Raw genomic sequence first — 22,248 nt, 5'->3', positions numbered from 1 at the left:
TTGTTTTCTTCGAACAAATGGATGATAATAAAGGAATGAGCTAGGCTAATCGCATGACATCGTTTTTATAAACTACATAACTTTATACCCTAAAAGCGAGGCGTAACGAAATGAATACATCTGAGTTTCAACAGTATGTGAAGAAGTTCAGTGAAACCAAAGGTTTTGACACGAGCTCCATTGAGCAGAGAATGCTGTACTTAATGACTGAAGTAGGGGAATTGTCCAAAGAGGTGCTATCCGTATCCTTCGACCCTGGTGCAGAGAAGAAAGAAAACTTGGGATTTGAGATGTACGACGTGGTGTGGAATATTTTTGATCTAGCCAATAAACTGGATATTGATCTAGAGCAGGCATTTAAACGTAAGCTGGAAATCAATGAACAGAGATCATGGGAGTAATACAAAAAAATCCAAGGACTACCCGCTCGGGAAGCCTTGGATTTTTTGATTTATAATTATTTATTTAAATGAAGCATAACCTTCATCAGCCATTACAACACTACCGTTAATTGCACTAGCTTCTGGTAAGGAGAGCAAGTATACAGTGTCTGCAACTTGTTCAGGCAATGTTAATTTGTTACCCATTACTTTGCTCTTCATCTGGTCGACCATTCCTTGATCTTTATATCCTTGGATAATTGGCGTATCTACAGCGCCTGGAGCAACGGCAAGCACGCGGATGCCATGAATGGACATTTCAAGTGCTGCGGATTTAGTCATCATAATGACCGCACCTTTGGAAGCGTGATATGCGAATGTACCTGGGGAAGCTAGGAATCCAAATACAGAAGCTGTATTAATGATGACCCCCTTGATGCCGAGCTCACGCATTTTTTTACCTGCTGCGATAATACCGTGGGCAACACCATGCTGATTGACATTAATAACACTATGATAATCCTTAAGGTCTTGGTCTAGTACAGGAGTGACGCGGCCGATCCCGGCATTGTTGAACATAACGTCAATTCTGCCATATGTGGCAACAGTTTTCTCAACCAGTGCTTCTACCTCTTCGTATTTTGAAACATCCGTTTTGACGAAAATAGCTTCGCCACCATCCTTGATAATCTGTGCGACCGTTTCCTCACCTAATTGTTGATTGAAATCGGCAACGACCACTTGATCACCTTTACTAGCAAATTTAATTGCGGTTTGTTTCCCGATTCCACTGGCTCCACCTGTAATTACGGCTACTCTTTTGTCTGTCATTTGGGACTCCTCCTCGAGAAATATAGTTATACTAGAAATATAGGTTCATAAGGTGAAAAGGTTATTTACTAACTTATTTACATTGTAGCACTTGTCTAAATTAATTAAAATTTAAGTAAATTTAATAGGTGTTAAGTAAATATTAACTTAGGGAGTGATTCAAATGAATTTAGAGCAATGCGAGAATATCGTAGAAGTCGCAAAGATTGGTTCACTAACCAAAGCTGCTCAGAATCGTCATATCACCCTGTCTGCCATAAGCCAGTCCATAACACTGCTGGAAGCGGAGCTTGGAGTTACTTTGTTCATTCGTTCGCGAGGCCAACGAGCAGTTCCCACAGCAGAGGGACAAGCCATTATCGGCAAAGCAAATGAAGTCTTGATGAAAGTAAATGAATTAAAAGCTGAAGCACAGATCTACAGCGATGCGCTTAGTGGTCATTTGAAGATTGCTACGATTCCGGGACCCATGCATCTAATCGTGAAGGTCATATCCGGTTTTAAAGCGGATTTTCCAAATGTGAAAATAGAGATTTTTGAAAAGGGGCCTAAAGAAATTCTGGATAATGTGCTTCAGGATGAAATGGATATCGGACTGATGGTCTCGCCAGAGGGCTTATCAGAGAAACATAAAGGGGTCGTATTCGAGGAATTAATGGAAGGTAAGATTGTTGTAGGCGTACATCCTCAATCACCACTAGCTTTAAATACAATAATTACACCCGAACAGTTAGTAGGCCAGACGTTGGTTTTATACGATGATCATTACATACAGGACTTTGTGGAGCGTTATTTACTGAAAGTTGGGCCGATGAATATTCTTTTTACAAGCAATAACACCCGTGCCATTGATAATGCAGTTGCGTCAGGACTCGCGATCACGATTGGGATGGATTATTCTTTTCTAAAAACATTTGAGGGTTCTCAGAAGATCATGAAGACGATCGAGCTACGATCACCAGATCGTAATACTCCGGGGTCCATTGTTTCAGCTTCTAAACAAGGATCGAAAACGGTCAGAAGATTTATCAACAGGTTGAAACATGAATTTGAGGAGGGGATTAGAAGAAGTTAACAGTATGCCTTGGTAGATTTTATCTAACCTTTACGCTTCCTAGTTAATATGAACCCTATGATGTTGTCCATTTCAGATCGTAATAAGGACAGCCAAGTGGGGAGGATGTCAACATAGTGAGAAGGTATCTAAGGCAAATTAATGTGGCAGTTATTTTTGTTTTGTTGATTTCGTTGTTGCAGCCGGGAGTATTTGTTCACGCTTCCATTTCTGATCTACCAGCAACAAACTACGGAACCGTTATTGATGTACGGCAAACAGAGCTTGCACCTGGGGCGATGTACACCTGGATGGATCTTCAGAATGAACGTGGTTTACAAAAGATTCATGCAGTAGAGTTCAACCCAGGGCAAGGCCATTTAGAACTGCGGGCAGGTACGAAGGATGGAAAGGTATACGGTATGAAGGGTGTTACAGAAATGGCCGCTTATGCGGATTCGCCTGGAAACCGGGTGATCGCAGGGATTAACGGTGATTTTTATGAAATCTCCGGTTTTGCCACGGGTGTTCCAAATGGATTATTTATGGATGATGGTGTAATCCTGAACAGTTCGATTTCAGCTTTTACTTTCGGTTTAAAAGAAGATGGCAGCTCGATTTATGGGGTGCCGAAGCTGACCAAGAACGTAACGATTAATGGAAAAACAACTAATCTAACCAGCATCAACCGTTATCGAAATACGAATGAGCTGGTTCTTTATACGGAAGATTATAATACAACTACAAAGTCGACCAATGAGGGTGACGAGGTTGTTCTAGATATTGTCGAGGGAGAAGTGAAGAGCGGTCAGACCTTGAAGCTGAAGGTATCTGAGATTCGCAACAATCAAGGCAATACGCCGCTTACCAAAGGAAAAGTAGTTTTGTCTGCTAACGGAACGTCTCGTGCTGTTCTGCAGGGGTTATCGGTTGGCGATAACGTTACTGCGACCTTTGCGCTTAGCGGAGAATGGAATGATGTGAAGGTAGCCATTGGCGGCGAAGGGCCGCTGGTAAAAGACGGAGTAGTTCAACAAGGTGTTGGACCTTTAGGAATTCATCCGCGTACAGCCATTGGGACAAAAGCGGACGGAAGTCTCGTTTTATTCGAAGTGGATGGAAGATCGCCAGGTTTTAGTGAGGGCGTAGATACCGATGAGCTTGGCAACATTCTGAAGGATATGGGCGTAGTGAACGCCATGAATCTGGATGGTGGCGGCTCTTCTACTTTTGTGGCCAGAATGCCGGGTGCATCTGGTGTCAAAATGGTGAATCAGGGCTCTGATGGCTATGAACGTAAAACCGGCAACGGTTTGCTGGTCGTCAACACAGCCCCAGAGCAATCTACAGCTTCTAAGCTGGTTGTGCAGCCGAATGCGGAACGTATTTTGCAAGGCTCCAGCTTTATGTTCAAAGCAGCAGGAGTGGACGAGAACGGCCATCCGGCACCTTATTCGGGTACGCTGAATTGGCAGGTGGACGCTGACCTTGGTACTGTCGATGCGAATGGAGTCTTCACCGCAGGAACCACTGCCGGCACAGGAACGGTAATTGTAGAGGCTGGGACAGTCAAAGGCAGTGGGGAAATCGAAGTCGTGGATAAGCTCACAGACCTTAGGTTTCCTGATGAGATCAAAACTTATTCTTCAGGTGCTGCTGCGCAATTAACTGTGAAGGCGCTACGTAATGGACAGGTAATTCAAGCTGACAACCATAGTTTTGAATGGCGGGTTGAGGGCGAGATCGGAAGTGTGGACGAGAAGGGTTTGTTTCAAGCGACGAGTGAAAACGGGAAGAACGGGAAGATTTATGCTAAGTACGGGGACGCCCAGACCTCATTTGAAGTAAATGTGGGGTTGCCGCCTGTAATGCTGGAGGATTTTGAGAATGGCATTGATAAATATATAGCCTCCAGTGCAGCAGCTAACAGTGTAGCGATTCAGGAAGTGACGGATCAGGATTTTGTCCGCAACGGGGATAAAGCCTTGAAGCTGGAATATGATTTTGTTAATAAAACAGGCACATCCGGTGCTTATTTAGCCGCAAGCTCAACCGCCAATCGGATTCAGATTCCGGGGTATCCTGAGAAGATCAGTATGTGGATCTACGGAGATGGCAAAAAGCACTGGCTGCGGGGACAGATTCGTGATGGCAATAATGCGGCAGTGCCTGTGGATTTTACAGATCAGGTGAATGGAGTGAACTGGACGGGGTGGAAATACGTCGAAGTATCCGTTCCTAAGGGAAAAACCACCCCGTTAACGATGGATATGCCTGTCCGCTATATGGAGACAAGCAATCTTAACAAGAGTGCGGGAGCTATTTACGTTGATGATATTCGTGCCATTTATGGTCCGATAGAGGAGGATAGAACACCTCCTGTGCTTGAAGATGCCTATCCTGGCGTGAACGAAATTGTCAAAACAGCTACACCGACCCTTTCCGTCAATGGTGAGGATGATGGTTATGATCCTGTGGTGCATCCGGGAACGACCTTAATCGATCCGGACAAAACACGTGTGTATGTTGACGATCAATTAGTGGAGCATGGCTTTTATCCTCCAAAAGGTCAAATCACCTATAAACCAAAGGTTCCGCTTACAGAAGGCCGTCATAAAGTAAAAGTTGCCATCCGCGATTTGAGCGGTAACCAGACGATAAAAGAATGGTATTTTACAGTGAATTTGGGCTCTCCGTTCTATGTATACAAAACACCAGAAGTAGTATATGCCGGCAACACCTACACTTTGGACGTAACGGCAGAGAAAGCGGGCAAGCTGAAGGAAGGAAATATTACTTTTTCTTTTAATCCGGCTGCAGTTAAAGATTTGCAGGTAATTCGTGGGGATAAGGTATCAGAAACGCAAATGGAGTCAATCATTGATCCAGCTTTGGGCATTGTGCGTCTTAACCTAACGAATATCAATTCCTCCAATCTACGAGATACGGATCTCATCGGACAAATTCAATATACGGTTCGAAATGATTATGTGGGTCCCTTTACTCAGGAGCAGCTCGCTGGGGATACAAGCAAACCTTTTGTAATTGAAAATACATCCGGATCTGTAACTTCGACAGAAGGTACCGGGGTTCCTATTTCTTTTATTGGAGCGGCTGTTGAATCTGTTGTAAAGACACAGTTGATGCTCACTTGGAACCATTATGATCTTGCGAAGGGCTTTGATGCGTCTTTTGCGGTAAAAGATCTGAATGGAAGTGTTGTTGAAGGTGCGAAACTACTTTTCGATGGATTGGAGGTACAAGGCGCAACTTCAGGGGGAAGTGGGACACTTACTACTGGCCTTGTCACTTCAGCAGAAGGAACTTTTAAATTGCAGGCGGTAAAAGGAAATACCTATAGTCCTGTAATGACGTTCAAGGTTGCTCCATATGACGGTACTGCTGCCCCGCGTAATGTTAATGTTACGATGGGCCAAGATGCAGCGACTTCTCGCCAATTCACTTGGCAGACAGAACCGCTAACCGTGAATACTGTAGTAGAACTTGTGAAAAAAGCAGAGTTCACAAGCTTTCAAGCCCTGAATGTAACAAAAATTACCGGCAACAGTTCAATTTACAACACCAACAATGATGGAACGATGCGAGTTCATAAAGCGGAGGCAGTAGGGCTTATCCCTGGAACCGAATATGTATATCGTGTGGGGGATGGGGAGTCAAATGTAAGTGAGCAAGGAACCTTCGTTACAAGCGGAGGGGAGAGCGCTTCTACAAAATTCCTGTTTATCGGAGATTCTCAAGCAGATTCTAAAGCGGGATTTGGTCTTTGGGGCAATACGATAGAGGCTGCTTTTGCCTATATGCCGGATGCTGAAATGTTGGTTCACGCTGGAGATATGGTGGATAAAGGCTTTGAACAAGAGCAGTGGAACTGGTGGTTTGATGCAGCCCAAAAGCAGCTGATGAATACCACGCTTGTTCCGGTTATTGGAAACCATGAAGTGATGGGAACCAATGGCGATGGGGATTACCTGGCGCAATTCAATAACCCGCAAAACGGTGCGGCGAGCGTAAAAGGTACGAATTATTCTTTTGACATTCAGGATACACATTTTGTGGTTATGAATACAGAGCATTCAGGTGCTCCATTCACTGAACAGGCAGAGTGGCTGGATCAGGATCTATCAGCTACAGATAAAAAGTGGAAGGTGATTTTTTTCCATCAAGGGCCCTATGGCAGCATCTATTCGAATGAACAGGTGCAAGCAAAGTGGGTGCCGGTGTTTGATAAGCATAATGTGGATCTAGTGATGAACGGCCATGATCATATTTACTTGCGAACTTTTCCAATGAAGGATGGTAAGCAGGTAGCAGAAGGCGAAGGCACACGATATGTTATCGGCGGTTCCTCCGGTCCTAAGTTCTATGCGCTGACGCCACGTTTTTGGCAGGAAAAAATATATGACGAAGATGAGCAAATCTATACGGCTGTTGAAATTGGGAAGAACGAGATTACGGTTACGGCAAGAACGGTAGACGGTGTAGAAATTGACCGTTTAGTGATCGGAAATTTTGTTCCAAAATCCATTACGCTAGATCAAACAGCTGTTGAGCTTGAGCCTGGTGCTAGTCTGCAATTGCAAGCTAAGGTAGTGCCGGATGAGGCTAATCATCTGACAAAACTTTGGTCCATCGTTCCTGAAAGGGCAGAATCAGTAGTTACCGTAGATGGAAATGGCTTGGTTACTGCGCTAAAACCAGGGACAGCTAAGGTGAGAGTCACAGTGGCAGGTTACCCGAATATTTTTGCGGAAAGTAAGATAACTGTAGATGCGCTGCAAGCGATTAAGCTTCAGGGCAAAGGACAACTTAAACCAGCAGAGGTCAACCAGACAGTCACCGAAGCTGTCTATGCATCCGGTAAACGAATCCCAATATTGGATGGACTTCATTATTCCAGCTCGAATGAGCATATTGCTACAATCAATGAACAGGGCTTGGTCCAGGCTCATCAGGAAGGCTCTACTGTGATCTCAGTAACCTACAGGGAGTTCACCTCGGAGTATAGTCTCGTCGTAACAAATGATGAGGCTCCTATTCTTACAGAAATAACGATAAAAGGGCCGGATTCGCTGGAACAAGGAAATAAAGGCTCCGTTGTTGTTCAAGCGGTATATAGTGACGGAAGCAAGCAAGAATTGGTCGAGGGCGTAAGGTATGATACATCGGATCATTCCATTGCAATGATTAGTGAGAATGGGGAGCTTCACGCATTGAGTGCTGGTATAACAAAAGTCAGCGCTGTTTATAAGGGGTTCAGCCCTGAATATATTTTGACAGTGACTGAGAGCACGCCAGGTACGACTCCGACACCAAGCCCAGAGCCAACACCGGAACCAACACCAAGTCCAGAGCCAACACCAACACCAGGAGGCTGGGTGCCGGGACCTGCGGTGACAACAACGCCGACTGCTACACCGACTCCGTCGGCATCTGCACAAGCGGGTGTAGTAACCATAACAGCCTCTCAACTGTCAGAGAACAAGAATGCTCAAGGTGAAGTTGTGCTTTCTGTTGACGGAGCGGTTACGGAGTTGCTTTTACCAGGCAATGCTGCAGAGCTGCTTGGACGCGCACCGCTTAGAGTGGTTATGCAGGATTTATCCGTTACGCTTCCTGCTACAGTACTGGCTGAACTAAGTAAGCTAATCTCAGCTGAGGCTCTTGCCAAGAGTACGATTTCACTACGGTTGAACACGTTAGCTAGTAACACAGCCGTGGATCTGTTAGATCGTGCAGGTACACTAGCTGGAGCACAATTGAGAGCGAAAAGTGATCTGCGAGATTGGTCGCTCAGCATCCTCATAGAAAATGGCCAGTCCTTCTCATTAAGACAGTTTGCAGAGCCAATCACGATTTCATATAAGGTCGGTGCGACTGTAGAGCAAAGCTTATTGGGTATTTATTTTATGTATGATGCCGGTAAGTTGGAGTATATGAGCAGTACATGGATGAATGGTTATCTATCTGCTGCTGTCAGTCATTTTAGTAAATATGTTGTATTAGAATATGACAAAACATTCAATGATCTGAAGCCGGATCACTGGGCTTACCTTGCTGTGAAGCAGCTTGCGGCAAAACAGCTTGTACAGGGGGTAGCTGTGGATCGTTTTGATCCAAACCGTGCGGTTACACGTGCGGAGTTTACAGCGATGTTAGTCCGTGCGCTTGGCTTAAAAGGTCAAGCAGTAGCTGGTTTCACTGATGTACCTGCTGATAAATGGTATGCAGAAGCAGTAGGGTTAGCAAAACAAGCTGGAATTGTTAACGGTCAGACCGCTTTACTGTTTGAACCGGATGCCAGGATCTCTCGTCAAGAGATGGCAGCGATGCTGGCTCGTGCATATGCATACGCCAATAACAGCGTATCTGTAGCTAGTCTTAACGTTTCAGCATTTAATGATATTGGCACTGCACCACAATGGGCTCAAGAGGCTATCAGCGAGGTGTACAGACTTGGATTGATGCAGGGACGTGCTGTAGCGCAATTTGCTCCGAAGCAAAACGGCACACGTGCCGAAAGTGCACAGATGATCCTCAATCTGTTGAATGTTATGGAGTAACGATTATGGCCAGTTCCAGGTTGTTGGGACTGGCTGTTTTTTTACAAATTGGATTAGCTGGAAGCACACAATGGTTTGCATACAGTAGATGGTTTGGGATCGTTATGGACTGTATTGCAGCGATTTCAACTTTTTGGTCTCTTTTTCCAAATTTTCGGACATCACAACTCTTATTGTCATACTTTTGCACCGAACCGTAGTATATTTTAATGAACAGTTGCATTTGAGTCCGATAGCTGAGTGAAATGGCATAAATCAGCTTAATAAGATCTCCTCGGTCCGATACACTGTAATTCCCAACCAACGATTACATTCCAGAGCCTGGCAGATAAGTATCAAATTTTCTCCGATCTTTTGGAAATGTAGTATTATATTGGGTTTTTGGTACTGAGAATCACCCTTCAGAAGCAAGTAATTACTAGTATTAATTGTTATAAGCCAACACAAATTGTTATGTTGTGTTATGATAGTAGGGAGGTGACTCCCATGAATGATTTTGAGAACTATCCCGATGAGCTGGGTAATTTCATTCGGCACATCAGAAAGACGAGAGGGTTAACCTTAAGAGGACTGGAAGAAAAGAGCGGCATAAGTTACTCACAGCTTAGCAAGATCGAGCGTGGAGAGAGCATTCCGCTAAAAGACAATCTGGACAAGATCATCGAAGCACTTGGAACAGATCTGAAGAATCGGATGTATCATTTGGCAGACTATATGCCAGATATTGAATATATCAAGACCTTAAAGCATGGTTATGAGCTGCCACAGCTTAAACAGTCTCAGGACTACATTTATGAGACGGCATTTAACAAGCTTAAGGAATTCAGGGCAAAGGAAGGTAAAGAAACATCTTACGTTTCCTTTGATTCTAATGAAGTCATAGTTTATGAAACGGAATATGGGGCAGGAATGGTAATAGAGAAGATTGAGAAATACAATCTTACCGACGTCCTGAACGATAAGTTTGAGGGTTGCCTCGACTCCTTAAGAAAGAGCCCTCGGAAAGGGCGTCAAGCCTTTCTATTTGGCGAGTGGTTACGGGAGTGCGTTTATGAGCTGAAGGAAGAAGAACAGGATCAGGTCATACAAGCGCTCAAAGAATTTACGCAGTTTAAAGTACAACAGATAAAGGGTGCTTATAAATAATGTGTGTTTCATAAATGATCTCAAAAATGAATAATGTTGCCCTTTCTTGCAGCCATCTATTCATCTTGATCCATAAACTAACAACTAAAAATGGTTTGACAGAAAAGGGGATATTAATAATGAAAATTAACATGAAGTTTACCAGCAAGGGAAAAGTCGCTATAGAGAATTTTAATAACGAGGAATTGCTGGAGATCTTCGCACGATACATCAAGACATTATCCAAAAAGTATGATATCGAAGTTGATGTTCCTCTTGAAGAGAATCAAAATATTGTTGGTGATGGCGCTGTAATTGCGACTGCACAAAATGTGAAATGCGATGTAGAAACATTTTTCAAAGAGCTGGGTAGAGATATTAAAGTTCCTTTGAAGAAAAGACTTGGCGGAAAATTGGAAAATGTATTTAAAACGGAAATTACGGAGTAGAAGATTACTCTATTTCAGGGAGTAGTCCTTACTGAATATAAAGAAGGTAGGGCCTTCAGGAGGCTCTACCTTCTTTATGTTGATGATGTTAACATGAAGACAATCTAGAGAACACTCGCAGTGAAGCCATAGGAAGTTATATGATTATGTCATAATTTTCTAATTAATTTGTGTATGGGGATGTTATGATTTTTCAGTTTGTATGAGATCTCTACTGTCTAAGATCTCTCTAACAATCTCTATGAAATCTGGTAAAGCTTGTGCCTCAAGCGCTAATTTATAGATGTTAAGTAATTCTTCATCAGATATTGATTCAAGAGATGAGGGGCGTGGTGAGGGATGAAAATAGTAATTCATTTGGTTCCTCCATCATATATTTGTTTTTATTACACATTTATATATATGGTATCATTTGGAATACAATCCGTCTCCTGTCATTCATCCTACGAATTTTCCTTTACATCTTAGGGGAATTATGGCATAATCACTATTTTTATGTGATAATAGATTGGTTTACTTTGAATTTTAATAAACAAAAACAATCCCGACATGTTTAGTACATGTCGGGATTGTTTTAATCAGAATCTTTCTTATGAGTAGATAAGTACTTCTTTAGGCGAGGTTCATTGGATTCCGAAACGGTAGTGAACTGCTTACCTTGATTAAAGCATACAATCTTGCGTCCGGGATCATAGCCTTCTATGTTGTTGATATTAACGACGTTGCTGCGGTCAAGGCGTTCGAATCCCTTACCCTCATACGCTACGGAAAGATCGGAAAGCGTGGTGGGGAGAATAAATTCGCCTTCTTTCGTATGGACGAATATTGTATTCTTATAATTGGAGAAATACAATATATCTTCCTCTAGAATATCACTAGAGGAACCGTCTTTCTGTAAGACACGCATCTTTTCCCCATCCTTGTTTGATTACTTGCGCAGTTCTTTTGGAATCTCAGGGCTGTTAGCAAGTGGTTTCAGAATTGTTGCAAAAACAACAGCAGAAATACCTAATAGGTTAGAAGCATAACGAGCTAAATTTTTCTTCATTTGATTGGCCTCCTTTGTAATGGAATTATAACTGTAAAGGATTGAACTAAAAATGCCAATCCAATGACAGACGAATGGATCCAAAAATTCAAAGAAACCAGAATTATGGAAATGATCTTTAAACCCAAATACCATTCTTTGGGGATTTGCGCATTAGCATCAGGATTTGGAGCACATAAGATCATTACAAGCAAAGAAAAAAGATTAATCCAAAGGATATGGTTATGTATTAAATAAGTGATATGAGGGATCAGTGAACAGATAAAGATAGATACAATATTGCAGGACCTTGCGGATTTTAAATGCACTCCACCAGAAGACATTCTTAGGAGCATGCAGCTAAATAAGGCTAAGAATGTTTCCTTTAGCTGTCCAGTGAGCCCGCCGATGCATAACGAAGTTATAATAATGAATAAAGTATTTAAAATAATGCTAAGGGCATAATGCATGATTTCAATGGAATGCGTTTGCTCTGGATTACTTTTCTTAATGAGCTCAACAATTTTAAAAGTTAAATGACTCATAGTTATTTCTATCCTTTTTGTGTGAGAAATATAGATATCCCCATAATAGTACTCCATAAAAAATTGGGATGAAGAAAGAGAAAAAAGATTCAAAAAAGTAGGTGAGTAAAGTAACGACAATTACTGTAGGAAGATTAAGAGCAAATAATAATTTTTCGCTAGTCGTTGGTTTAATTCTTACATCGGGTTTGTCAGGTACAAAGTCAAATCCAATACGTTTATGACCCACATACATACCAATGAGAACCGCGGCTAATGCTGATAATATCTGCATTGTCATTATGTTTTTTGTAATCGGTTCCGAAGTATTTAGAGGCATGTTGATTACAGAGTCTAATAGATACATAATTATGGTTTGAATCACCGAGTAAGCTTGATAAGCCATTCCGGTTAATATGGAAGCGTAGAAGGGATGAATCCGGAATAACATCCACATAAAACAAAACATTAGTGCATATTGTGAGAAAGTATCTAATGAAGCTATCCCATAGTTGATTCTAAGGGTATAAGAAAAAAAGCCCATAATAAAACTAGCAAACAACATCTCTTTATGATATAAGTCAATTTTGAAAATTTTGAAAGCCAGAAAGAACATTGCATAGGTCTCTAGTATTGAAAATATCATAAAAAGCATAAAATCTATCATGCCGACACTCCCGATGACTTCTAGTTTAACTAACCCTATTATTGCAAGTATCGTATAAAATGGACTAAAATACAACAACTACAGTATAATTTTCCTCCTATTTTTTCAAAAAAATTCAAAATGAGAGGGGTTTAGACATGGATCGACGTCCAGAAAGCAGTGAGTATCTTGAAGAATTATCAAAGTATGTCGATTTAGTGCCAGTTGAAGGGGACATTTGTACTGTTTTTAGAGCGCAGACGGATGAGATTTGTAGCTTTATTTCGAACCTTACGGAAGAACAAGGAGAGCATCGTTACGCTCCTGATAAATGGAGTATTAAGCAAATGGTTGGCCATCTAGCGGATACTGGAAGAATTATGTCTTATCGTTTGTTGCGCGTTGCAAGAGGAGATAAGACCCCGCTGGCGGGCTTTGATGAAAAGGACTATGTGCCTACCGCAAATTTTGAAGCACACACTCTAGAAAAACTACTGGCTCATTACAAGCTTGTCCGAGAGTCAACGCAAGCTCTGTTGGACACTTTGCCGGAAGATGCATGGACTCGTAAGGGAACGGTTAACAATGCAACCATCTCCGCGAGAGCAGTGGCGTACGTAATGATTGGGCATGATCATCATCATTTGAATATTCTTAAAGAAAGATATCTGGTTTAATCGAGTTTTATTTTTAAAAAAGCATTCCTGAGGCCATTGCGGCTTCGGAATGCTTTTTTAGCTAAAGGTATATATTTTGGGCTCCCCCGCAATGTACCTGAGTAAGCATCGAAGCAAAGCCTCACTTTGTGGGTATATTTTATAGTGGAGGATTCTTGTGACATTTACGGCACACTGGATAGTAGGCTTCATTGCCGCCAATTTGAATTTGCTTGCCGCTGTATACAGGCTTACCATTTTCTACTCTTAGAGCCATCGTTGCTTTGCGCTCGCAGAACCAGCAAATGGTCTTCATTTCCTCGATTTTATCAGCGTAAATCAGCATGTATTTGCTGCCTTCAAATAGCTGGTTCTGGAAATCATTTTTAAGTCCAAATGCCATAACGGGAATGCCTAGTTCATCTACAATCCGTACTAGCTGTAGAATGCAGTCCTTGCTTAGAAATTGACATTCATCAATTAGTACACAGTGGGGTTTGGGCTGGTTACTGCTGACGATATTATAAATATCGGTATTCTCGTCGACGGGTATGGCCTGTTTCCGCAGCCCAATACGGGAGGAGATAAAACCAACTTCGTCCCGATCGTCTATGGATGGAGTGAAAATGAGCACCGATTTCCCTTGCTCTTCATAATTATGCGCAACCTTGAGTATCTCAATAGATTTACCGCTGTTCATTGCTCCGTATTTGAAAAACAATTGTGCCACTTCCATCTATCCTTTCGTATAAGCCAATTATCTAATCTTAAAAATGCGACCTTATTAGAGTATCATATTCGTGTCAGCTGTATCCAGTGAAAACATTACGATAGAATTGAATGTGGTATGATAAAAGGAATCATGTGATTGGAAAGGAAGTAATATGTGTGACTGAAAAAATAGACGAATACAAGGAACGGTTAGCTCTGATACAGCAGAATGGAAATCTTTCTATCGAGGCTGAGGCTTTGCTGGAAGAGATGATGGCAGATTTGGTGGAATTGAATCGAAGCAATAAAGCGCTGCGGCGGGCAATAATGAAAACTGGGCAGGCTTCCACAATGTCGACTCGTTTAAGGGATGCACTGTACGAATAGAAAAAGAGGGTATGCGAATGGGTTTGATTTTCTCTTTTCTCAAAAAATATAAAGTCGCTGCAATAGCTGCCCTAGTGATGATGCTTATTGAACTAGCGGTGGAATTGTCACAGCCTTTACTCATTTCCAAAATTATTGACCAGGGCATTAAAGAACAAAATTCCTCTGTAGTATGGCTCTGGGGCGGTGTATTGATCGGCAGCGCGGTAGTTGCGTTTATAGCTGGGGTATTAAGTTCTTTTTTTGCTGCCCATGCGAGTCAGAGCTTTGCGTTTGATCTTAGGGACAAGTTATATGAAAAGGTACAATCGTTTACATATGAAGTATTCAATCGGTTTGCCACCTCGTCGCTGATCACGCGTCTGACCGGCGATGTATCGCAGCTGCAGGACACTATATTTATGAGCCTCCGCTTTATGACACGGGTGCCACTGGTTGTGGTGGGCAGTGTGATTATGGCATTGGTTGTTCATGTGAAGCTGGGGTTATTTCTCACTGTAGCTCTACCTTTGTTGCTTCTCTTCCTTTACTTCATCATGAGAAAAGCTTCTTTGTTATTTCGCAACGTACAAAATCGGCTAGACGGTGTGAATGGTGTAATCCAGGAGAATTTAACGGGAATTCGCTTAATCCGTGTGTTCGTGCGCATGGGACATGAGATTGGACGTTTCACGGTCTTTAGCGGGAATTTGATGAAATCCACGGTATCTGCGCTACGTTTGACAGAGACAACGATGCCATTTGTTATGCTTATTGTGAATGCAGCGATTATGTCGATCCTATGGTTTGGACGGATTGAGATTGCAAATGGGGATGCTACACTAGGAGAAACTGTTGCAGTTATTAACTACTCTTTACGAACCATAGGAGCGTTGTCAGCTATATCTGGACTTGTCGTTACAATTTCCCGAGCACGTGCCTCCTCACAGCGTATTACAGAAGTGATGTCAGCTGGCGCTGGAGTTAAGGAAGGCGGAGCTGCAAAGGGCGAACCGATACAGGGTCACGTCCAATTTGAAGGCATCAGCTTCAAGTATCCTGAGAGTGATATTTCGGTGCTAGAGGATATTAATTTTGAAGTTGCTGCTGGTGAGCAGGTAGCGATTATGGGAGCCACCGGATCAGGAAAGTCTTCTCTTGTCGGTCTAATCCCACGTTTATATGAAGAGACAGAAGGTACCATTCGCATTGATGGGCAAAAGAGCACCGATATCGATATTTCAAGATTGCGGCGATCGATCGGTTACGTTCCTCAAGAACTGCAGCTCTTCAGCGGATCGATTCGCGATAATATCGCGTGGGGCAATGAACATGCCACACAGGAACAAATCGAACACGCAGCAGCTGCCGCACAAATTCACGCAACAGTGATGGATCTGCCCAATGGCTATGATACAATGCTTGGTCAGCGAGGGGTAAATCTGTCTGGTGGACAAAAGCAACGCTTGACCATTGCTCGGGCGCTTGTGAGGAAACCTGCTATTTTGATCCTCGATGACAGTACGAGTGCGCTTGATGCTGTGACAGAAGGACTTTTGCTGGAGGCACTGAAAGAGATTTCATGTACAACCTTCCTGATTACTCAGAAGATCAGTTCTACTGCATCTGCAGATTTGATTCTGCTGTTGGATGAAGGACGCTTAATCGGTAAGGGAACACATGAGGAGCTTATGACAAGCTCTGCGCTGTACCGCAAGATTTATGAATCACAGGTAGAGGAGGCGAAGCAGCATGTTCAAAGCAATTCTTGAACCCTTTCGTCACCCAAAACCTGTCATTGAGCTTGGAGCAGGAAGAAGCCTTGGTTCAGCTGCTGGAGGGAAGCCAAAAGCAAAGGCGAAGGATTGGGGCGGCACGCTCATGCGGATTTGGAGCTACCTTGCCGAGCGTAAAGCTAAGCTTTTTCTCGTTCTCTTAATGGTAGTCTTCAGCTCGGCTTTAGCACTGCTCGGGCCTTATATGATTGGTAAAGCTGTGGATGATTATCTGGAAGGCACTGGCGGACGATCGTGGACGATTTTTCTGATCAGCTTAGCTAGTGTTTATATCTTCTATTCATTAACTTCTTGGCTGCAAAATATATGGATGATTGAAATTGCCCAGGAGACCGTATTTCGGATGCGCACGGAGTTGTTTTCCCATCTTCATCGCTTGCCCATCTCATTTTTTAATCGGAGACAGCAGGGCGAAATTATGAGTCGCCTCACCAACGATATTGAGAATGTCAGCTCTACGCTGAATAGCTCAGCTATTCAGATCTTTTCCAGTGTTTTGACATTGCTCGGCACGGTGGGGGTAATGCTCTGGCTCAGTCCTCTACTGACGCTGCTCACGTTCCTGGTTGTGCCGTTAATGTTATTAGGCATGCGCTGGATTACTCGGCGTACGGGTCCGCTTTTTAAGGAACGTCAGCGCAATGTGGGTGAGTTAAACGGTTATATAGAAGAGACGTTATCCGGTCAACGGATTATCAAAGCTTTTTCACAAGAGGAACGGGTCATCGCTGGTTTTCATGAACGCAATGAGCGAATTATGCTCTCTGGATACTGGGCACAGTCGATTTCTGGCTTCATTCCTAAGCTGATGAATGGACTTAATAATTTGAGCTTCGCTATTGTGGCTGGAGTCGGTGGTTTGTTAGCGATTCGCGGAGCGATTACGGTCGGTGTGATTATTGTGTTTGTAGAATATACGCGTCAATTTACTCGCCCTCTTAATGACTTAGCGAATCAGTGGAATACACTACTGTCAGCGGTTGCGGGAGCGGAAAGAGTGTTTGAAGTGCTGGACGAAGAGACGGAAGCTAAAGATGAAGGTGCAGCCACTTCGCTGGTTAAAGTTGAAGGTGCAGTGAAGTTCGAAAAGGTATCTTTTTCATATGACGGAAGTTCTAACACACTGCATGATATTAGCTTTGAAGCGAAGCCTGGTGAGATGATTGCCTTAGTAGGACCTACCGGTGCCGGCAAAACAACACTTATCGGGCTGTTATCTCGTTTCTATGATCCTAATCAGGGTAAGATTACGCTGGATGGCTTAGATGTCACTTCGATTCGGCGTGAAAGCCTGAGGAGCCATATGGCGTTTGTATTGCAGGACTCCTTTTTATTCAAGGGCAGCATCCGCGATAATATTCGTTACGGTAGACTGGATGCTTCCGATGAAGAGGTCGAGGCGGCGGCCAAGCTGGCTAACGCTCATTCTTTTATTATCCGAATGCCGGAAGGTTATGATCGAATGCTCTCTGCAGATGGTAGCGGTATAAGCCAAGGACAGAAGCAATTGCTATCCATTGCAAGAGCCATTCTTGCCAATCCTTCGATGCTTGTTCTTGATGAAGCCACTAGCAGTATCGATACGGTGACCGAAATCAAGATTCAGGAAGGACTTCAGGTGCTAATGAAGGGACGGACCAGCTTCGTTATTGCCCATAGACTGGGCACTATCCGTGCAGCTGATCGAATTCTTGTTCTTCAAGGGGGCAGATTGCTGCAGCAGGGCTCCCATGAGGAGTTGTTGAAGCAAGGTGGCTTGTACAGCGAGTTGGTGCAAGGCGGTCGTAGGGAAGTGCTTGATAAGGCTAGGCTTTAAGCTGTGCATAAAAAGGCGGGAGTTTTCAAGGAAGCGCAGGTCGCGTCCATGAAAACTCTCGCCTTTATGTAATGTGTGGATATTCATTATACATATGAAGTGAGCTGTTGGATGGTTTAATTGCAGAATGTGCAATAGATTTCGGTTGTACAATGAGGGGATGATTAAGCTGCTTATGAGATCGTTTCTTGCGCGGCAGCTTGTTTCGCTTTTTGTTTCTCCTTGAACCGAGGGCCAACATAATTACGTTTGCGGTCTCTTGTTAGAATCCAGCCGCCAAGGAAAGTCATACCTGCTGCAAAGAGAAGAAACCCTCCGCCGAAATGCAGCCAAGCGAAATCTGGAACAACGGAGTCATCGCCATGCATAGAGATATAATCAAAAATATCGTCCTTCATCATTAAGAAGCCCTTCATTGCGATTAAACCAGGAAACACAAGAATAAGGATGGCAATGAAGCGTGAAATTAATAGTTTCATAAGTGTCTCCTACCCCTCTTAGCCCATTAGATTCAACCATATGATAACGCTTTAGTAAGAAAAAGTCCATTTGGATATGACGTTTATAAGTTTTGTAATACGCTAAAAAGAGAGTACAATATACAATGTAAAATGAACTTACGTGTAATGACTGGAGGATACATATCATGACAATTTCATGTGACGTGGCCATACTTGGCGGAGGAACCGGGGGATATGTGGCAGCCATTCGCGCTGCACAGCTTGGAAAGTCCGTCGTCGTCATCGAAATGGACAAACTGGGAGGAACCTGCCTGCACCGTGGCTGCATTCCTAGCAAATCGCTGCTCAGAAGCGCAGAGGTATATGCTGAAATCAATGAGAGCGAGAGCTATGGCATTGAGACAAGCGGTGTACAGCTTGTATTCCCAAAAGTACAAAAGCGCAAGGAAGCGGTAGTTGAACAACTTCATCAGGGCGTACAATATTTGATGCGCAAAAATAAAATACAAGTTATTAAAGGCAAGGGGCGCGTGACGGGTCCCTCTATTTTTTCCCCGCGTAGTGGTGCTGTTGCTGTGGAACTAGAAGACGGTGAAATGGAAACAGTGGTCTCTAACCATCTTATTATTGCTACAGGATCTCGTCCGCGTGTATTACCTGGTCTGGAACCAGACGGGAAAGTTATTCTTAGCAGTGACGAAGCGCTGACCCTCGACGAGTTACCCTCTTCCATCATTATTGTTGGAGGCGGAGTAATAGGGGTGGAATGGGCCTCTATGCTGGTTGATTTCGGAGTGCAGGTAACGGTAGTTGAAGCTGCTGGTCAGTTACTGCCACAAGAGGATGAAGAGGTAGCTAAAGAGCTGCAACGCTTAATGAAAAAACGTGGGGTTAAAATACTGACTGAAACTACAGTGGATGCTGCAACCTGCAAGGTAACGGACGATGGAATTGCGATTGATGCCCGCAAGGGAGAGCAAACTCAAAGTCTATCTGCAGAAAAGCTGCTTGTATCCGTAGGTAGAGTAGCGAATGTAGAGAATATTGGTCTGGAAAATACAGATATTCGCTTTGATAAAGGAATTATTGCTGTAAATGCTAGTATGCAGACGGCTGAGCCACATATTTATGCGATTGGTGACTGTATTGGTGGACTACAACTAGCTCATGCAGCCAGCCATGAAGGCATTATGGCGGTTAACCATCTCGCTGGTGAGAAACTTCACCCTTATCATACACATCTTGTACCGCGTTGTGTCTACACACGTCCTGAAGTTGCGAGTGTGGGTCACACTGAGAAGGAAGCTAAAGCATTGGGACATGATGCAGTAACTGGTAAATTCCCCTTCTCGGCCATTGGCAAGGCGATTGTGTACGGTCAGAAGGACGGGTTTGTTAAAGTTGTGGCGGACCGAAGCAGTGGAGATATTCTCGGTGTGCAGATGATAGGTCCGCATGTTACCGATCTAATCGGGGAAGCTGCATTGGCTCAACTGCTGGATGCAACACCTTGGGAGGTTGGCGAGGCTATTCATGCTCACCCTACACTTTCGGAGATCGTTGGAGAAGCAATGTTAGCTGTAGATGGAAGATCTATCGGGATTTAGCTTTTCTTTTTGGGTAAAAAGGGATTATAATAAACTCAAGCCAAGTCTTAGTACCAGGTTTTAAGATCAGGATACAATTGGTCTTAAATCCTGTAAGACTCAGGCTTTATGAATAAGGAGGTATCTCTTTATGGAATCCCAAGATACTGTAGAAACGATTAACAGACATAAGCAGCTTGGACTAAGTGACGGCCAGGTCATCGATATGTACAGATATATGCTGCTCGCACGTAAATACGACGAGCGCAGTCTGCTGCTTCAGCGCGCTGGCAAGATTAACTTTCATGTCTCCGGCATTGGCCAGGAGGCGGGTCAGGTAGCAGCAGCATTTGCGCTGGACCGGCAGAATGATTATTTTTTACCTTATTACCGTGATTATGCTTTCGTACTCTCCGTGGGTATGACTACTCGTGAATTGATGCTGTCTGTGTTCGCAAAGGCAGAAGATCCAAACAGTGGTGGGCGGCAAATGCCAGGTCACTTTGGTAGTAAGCGTCTGCGTATTGTGACAGGCTCAAGTCCTGTAACCACGCAGGTCCCTCATGCGGTTGGTTTTGCTTTGGCAGCCAAAATGCAAAAGAAAAAATTCGTCTCATTTGTAACCTTCGGGGAAGGCTCTAGCAACCAAGGTGATTTTCATGAAGCTTGTAACTTTGCCGGAGTGAATAAGCTGCCGGTTATTATCATGTGTCAGAATAATCAGTACGCGATCTCTATTCCTGCTCACAAACAGCTTGGCGGTAAGGTCAGCGATCGTGCTCTGGGTTATGGGTTTCCAGGTGTGCGTGTAGACGGCAATGATCCACTGGAAGTATATCGTGTCGTTAAGGAAGCTCGGGAAAGAGCACTTGCGGGTGAAGGTCCTACGTTAATCGAAGCCATGATGTACCGTTTATCTCCACACTCCACCTCGGACAATGATTTGGCTTATCGGACCAAAGAAGAGGTTGATGAGAATTGGAAGAAGGACGGCGTAGCAGGATTCCGTAATTACCTGATTGGTCTGGGACTTTGGAGTGACGAGCAAGAACAAGATCTTATTGCCGAATGCAATCTTGAGCTTAAAGCAGCAATCGAATATGCTGACAACGCTCCGTTCCCGAAACCGGAAGATACACTGCTGCATGTTTACAGTGATTCCGACCTGAAAGGAGGAGCATAAATCATGGCTATAATGGAATATATCGATGCCATTCGGCTCGCGATGAAGGAAGAAATGGAACGCGATGAATCCGTGTTTGTGCTTGGTGAGGACGTGGGGCTCAAAGGTGGCGTATTTACCACAACAAAAGGCCTGCAAGAACAGTTCGGAGAAGAACGTGTACTAGATACACCGTTAGCGGAATCAGCTATAGCTGGTGTGGCGATTGGTGCAGCTATGTATGGTATGAAGCCGATTGCTGAAATGCAGTACTCTGACTTCATGCTTCCAGCAACGAATCAAATCATTAGCGAAGCGGCCAAAATCCGCTATCGTTCAAATAACGATTGGAATTGCCCGGTTGTCATACGTGCGCCTATCGGCGGCGGTGTATTCGGCGGTCTGTACCATTCTCAGTGTCCGGAATCGATTTTCTTCGGTACACCAGGATTGAAGATTGTCGCACCTTACTCTGCTTACGATGCAAAAGGACTTTTGAAGGCAGCCGTACGTGATCCTGATCCGGTTTTATTCTTCGAGAACAAAAAGTGCTATAAGCTGATCAAGGAAGAAGTGCCAGAAGGTGATTACACCGTTCCAATTGGCGAAGCTAATCTGCTGCGTAAGGGAACAGATATTACGGTTATTGGTTATAGTTTGCCATTGCATTTTGCGATGCAAGCAGCAGAAGAATTGGAGCGCGAAGAAGGCATTACAGCGCATATTCTGGATCTGCGGACCTTGCAGCCTCTTGATCGTGAGGCGATCATAGCTGCTGCTCGTGAGACAGGAAAGGTTCTTATTGTGCACGAGGACAATAAAACGGGTGGTATTGGTGGCGAAGTGGCGGCGATTATCGCTGAGCATTGTCTATTTGAACTAGACGCGCCGATCTTCCGTCTTTGTGGTCCCGATGTTCCAGCGATGCCAATCAGCCCGCCAATGGAGAAGTTCTTCATGCTTAGCAAAGAAAAAGTGAAGGCGGAAATGCTTCGACTGGCGCAATATTAAAATAGTTGAGTGGACGCGAAGCTTCGTACAACTTAAAGATTATGCTTACGATGCAAGTTTTACTGC

The 22,248-nt window shown here is 43.7% G+C and carries 19 protein-coding genes; 12 read left to right on the top strand and 7 right to left on the bottom strand.

The genetic code is table 11. The annotated features are described in order from the left end of the window. Window positions 1–110 precede the first annotated feature (110 nt). Window positions 111–401: a MazG nucleotide pyrophosphohydrolase domain-containing protein gene (locus MKY99_RS21735; protein ID WP_042190426.1), complete on the top strand. Its 291-nt coding sequence runs from the start codon at window positions 111–113 to the stop codon at window positions 399–401. Between the two features lie 60 nt (window positions 402–461). On the opposite strand, the gene MKY99_RS21730 is transcribed toward MKY99_RS21735, so the two are convergent. Next, window positions 462–1,211, bottom strand: coding sequence for an SDR family oxidoreductase (locus MKY99_RS21730; protein ID WP_339266284.1), 750 nt, complete (start codon window positions 1,209–1,211; stop codon window positions 462–464). A 163-nt stretch (window positions 1,212–1,374) separates the two neighbouring features. Here MKY99_RS21730 and MKY99_RS21725 point away from each other — a divergent pair, with 163 nt between their 5' ends. The 4 genes from MKY99_RS21725 to MKY99_RS21710 all read left to right on the top strand — a co-directional run bounded on the left by MKY99_RS21725 (window position 1,375) and on the right by MKY99_RS21710 (window position 10,420). Next, window positions 1,375–2,286 carry a LysR family transcriptional regulator gene (locus MKY99_RS21725; protein WP_339266282.1) on the top strand — a complete coding sequence of 304 codons (912 nt, stop codon included), beginning with the start codon at window positions 1,375–1,377 and terminating at the stop codon, window positions 2,284–2,286. 116 nt (window positions 2,287–2,402) lie between these two features. Beyond that, window positions 2,403–8,846, top strand: a complete 6,444-nt coding sequence (locus tag MKY99_RS21720) for a phosphodiester glycosidase family protein (RefSeq protein ID WP_339266280.1) — start codon at window positions 2,403–2,405, stop codon at window positions 8,844–8,846. Window positions 8,847–9,332: 486 nt separating this feature from the next. Continuing rightward, window positions 9,333–9,992 (top strand): helix-turn-helix transcriptional regulator, encoded by a 660-nt coding sequence (locus MKY99_RS21715; RefSeq protein ID WP_042190416.1) that lies wholly within the window; start codon window positions 9,333–9,335, stop codon window positions 9,990–9,992. A gap of 119 nt (window positions 9,993–10,111) precedes the next feature. Next, window positions 10,112–10,420, top strand: coding sequence for a hypothetical protein (locus MKY99_RS21710; protein WP_042190413.1), 309 nt, complete (start codon window positions 10,112–10,114; stop codon window positions 10,418–10,420). Between the two features lie 183 nt (window positions 10,421–10,603). On the opposite strand, the gene sda is transcribed toward MKY99_RS21710, so the two are convergent. The 4 genes from sda to MKY99_RS21690 all read right to left on the bottom strand — a co-directional run bounded on the left by sda (window position 10,604) and on the right by MKY99_RS21690 (window position 12,638). Further along, window positions 10,604–10,777: a sporulation histidine kinase inhibitor Sda gene (gene sda, locus MKY99_RS21705; RefSeq protein WP_081382883.1), complete on the bottom strand. Its 174-nt coding sequence runs from the start codon at window positions 10,775–10,777 to the stop codon at window positions 10,604–10,606. A 217-nt stretch (window positions 10,778–10,994) separates the two neighbouring features. Further along, window positions 10,995–11,327, bottom strand: a complete 333-nt coding sequence (locus MKY99_RS21700; RefSeq protein ID WP_042190411.1) for a LytTR family DNA-binding domain-containing protein — start codon at window positions 11,325–11,327, stop codon at window positions 10,995–10,997. Between the two features lie 21 nt (window positions 11,328–11,348). Beyond that, the gene (locus MKY99_RS21695) at window positions 11,349–11,468 is read right to left on the bottom strand and encodes a cyclic lactone autoinducer peptide (protein WP_143764066.1); all 120 of its coding nucleotides are present in this window, start codon (window positions 11,466–11,468) and stop codon (window positions 11,349–11,351) included. Window positions 11,469–11,972: 504 nt separating this feature from the next. Beyond that, complete coding sequence (locus MKY99_RS21690; RefSeq protein WP_143764067.1) at window positions 11,973–12,638, bottom strand: hypothetical protein; 666 nt, start codon at window positions 12,636–12,638, stop codon at window positions 11,973–11,975. Between the two features lie 137 nt (window positions 12,639–12,775). Between MKY99_RS21690 and MKY99_RS21685 the strand changes: the two genes are divergently transcribed. Beyond that, window positions 12,776–13,294 (top strand): DinB family protein, encoded by a 519-nt coding sequence (locus tag MKY99_RS21685; protein ID WP_339266278.1) that lies wholly within the window; start codon window positions 12,776–12,778, stop codon window positions 13,292–13,294. Window positions 13,295–13,433: 139 nt separating this feature from the next. Here the strand turns inward: MKY99_RS21685 and MKY99_RS21680 are convergent, their stop codons facing one another. Beyond that, window positions 13,434–14,003, bottom strand: a complete 570-nt coding sequence (locus MKY99_RS21680) for a thymidine kinase (RefSeq protein ID WP_042129772.1) — start codon at window positions 14,001–14,003, stop codon at window positions 13,434–13,436. Between the two features lie 158 nt (window positions 14,004–14,161). On the opposite strand from MKY99_RS21680, the gene MKY99_RS21675 reads away from it, so the two are divergent. Genes MKY99_RS21675 through MKY99_RS21665 form a run of 3 tightly spaced genes read left to right on the top strand, consistent with a single transcriptional unit; the run spans window position 14,162 to window position 17,962 of the window. Next, window positions 14,162–14,371: a hypothetical protein gene (locus MKY99_RS21675; protein WP_042129770.1), complete on the top strand. Its 210-nt coding sequence runs from the start codon at window positions 14,162–14,164 to the stop codon at window positions 14,369–14,371. A 17-nt stretch (window positions 14,372–14,388) separates the two neighbouring features. After that, window positions 14,389–16,122: an ABC transporter ATP-binding protein gene (locus tag MKY99_RS21670; protein ID WP_339266277.1), complete on the top strand. Its 1,734-nt coding sequence runs from the start codon at window positions 14,389–14,391 to the stop codon at window positions 16,120–16,122. Further along, window positions 16,103–17,962 (top strand): ABC transporter ATP-binding protein, encoded by a 1,860-nt coding sequence (locus MKY99_RS21665; RefSeq protein ID WP_339266276.1) that lies wholly within the window; start codon window positions 16,103–16,105, stop codon window positions 17,960–17,962. The genes MKY99_RS21670 and MKY99_RS21665 overlap by 20 nt, the downstream gene beginning before the upstream one ends. Before the next feature lie 173 nt (window positions 17,963–18,135). Here the strand turns inward: MKY99_RS21665 and MKY99_RS21660 are convergent, their stop codons facing one another. Further along, the gene (locus MKY99_RS21660) at window positions 18,136–18,441 is read right to left on the bottom strand and encodes a DUF2627 domain-containing protein (protein WP_060622617.1); all 306 of its coding nucleotides are present in this window, start codon (window positions 18,439–18,441) and stop codon (window positions 18,136–18,138) included. A gap of 167 nt (window positions 18,442–18,608) precedes the next feature. Between MKY99_RS21660 and lpdA the strand changes: the two genes are divergently transcribed. The 3 genes from lpdA to MKY99_RS21645 all read left to right on the top strand — a co-directional run bounded on the left by lpdA (window position 18,609) and on the right by MKY99_RS21645 (window position 22,182). Further along, a complete protein-coding gene (gene lpdA, locus MKY99_RS21655; protein WP_339266274.1) occupies window positions 18,609–20,030 on the top strand; it encodes a dihydrolipoyl dehydrogenase in 1,422 nt (473 codons plus the stop codon). Window positions 20,031–20,160: 130 nt separating this feature from the next. Beyond that, window positions 20,161–21,192: a thiamine pyrophosphate-dependent dehydrogenase E1 component subunit alpha gene (locus MKY99_RS21650; RefSeq protein ID WP_042190387.1), complete on the top strand. Its 1,032-nt coding sequence runs from the start codon at window positions 20,161–20,163 to the stop codon at window positions 21,190–21,192. 3 nt (window positions 21,193–21,195) lie between these two features. Then, window positions 21,196–22,182, top strand: coding sequence for an alpha-ketoacid dehydrogenase subunit beta (locus MKY99_RS21645; RefSeq protein WP_042190385.1), 987 nt, complete (start codon window positions 21,196–21,198; stop codon window positions 22,180–22,182). Window positions 22,183–22,248 lie beyond the last annotated feature (66 nt).

Source organism: Paenibacillus sp. FSL R5-0470 (assembly GCF_037975205.1).
Taxonomy (GTDB): domain Bacteria; phylum Bacillota; class Bacilli; order Paenibacillales; family Paenibacillaceae; genus Paenibacillus_AQ.
Note: the sequence above shows the minus strand (reverse complement) of the source record. Positions and strands in the feature narration are given on the sequence as shown.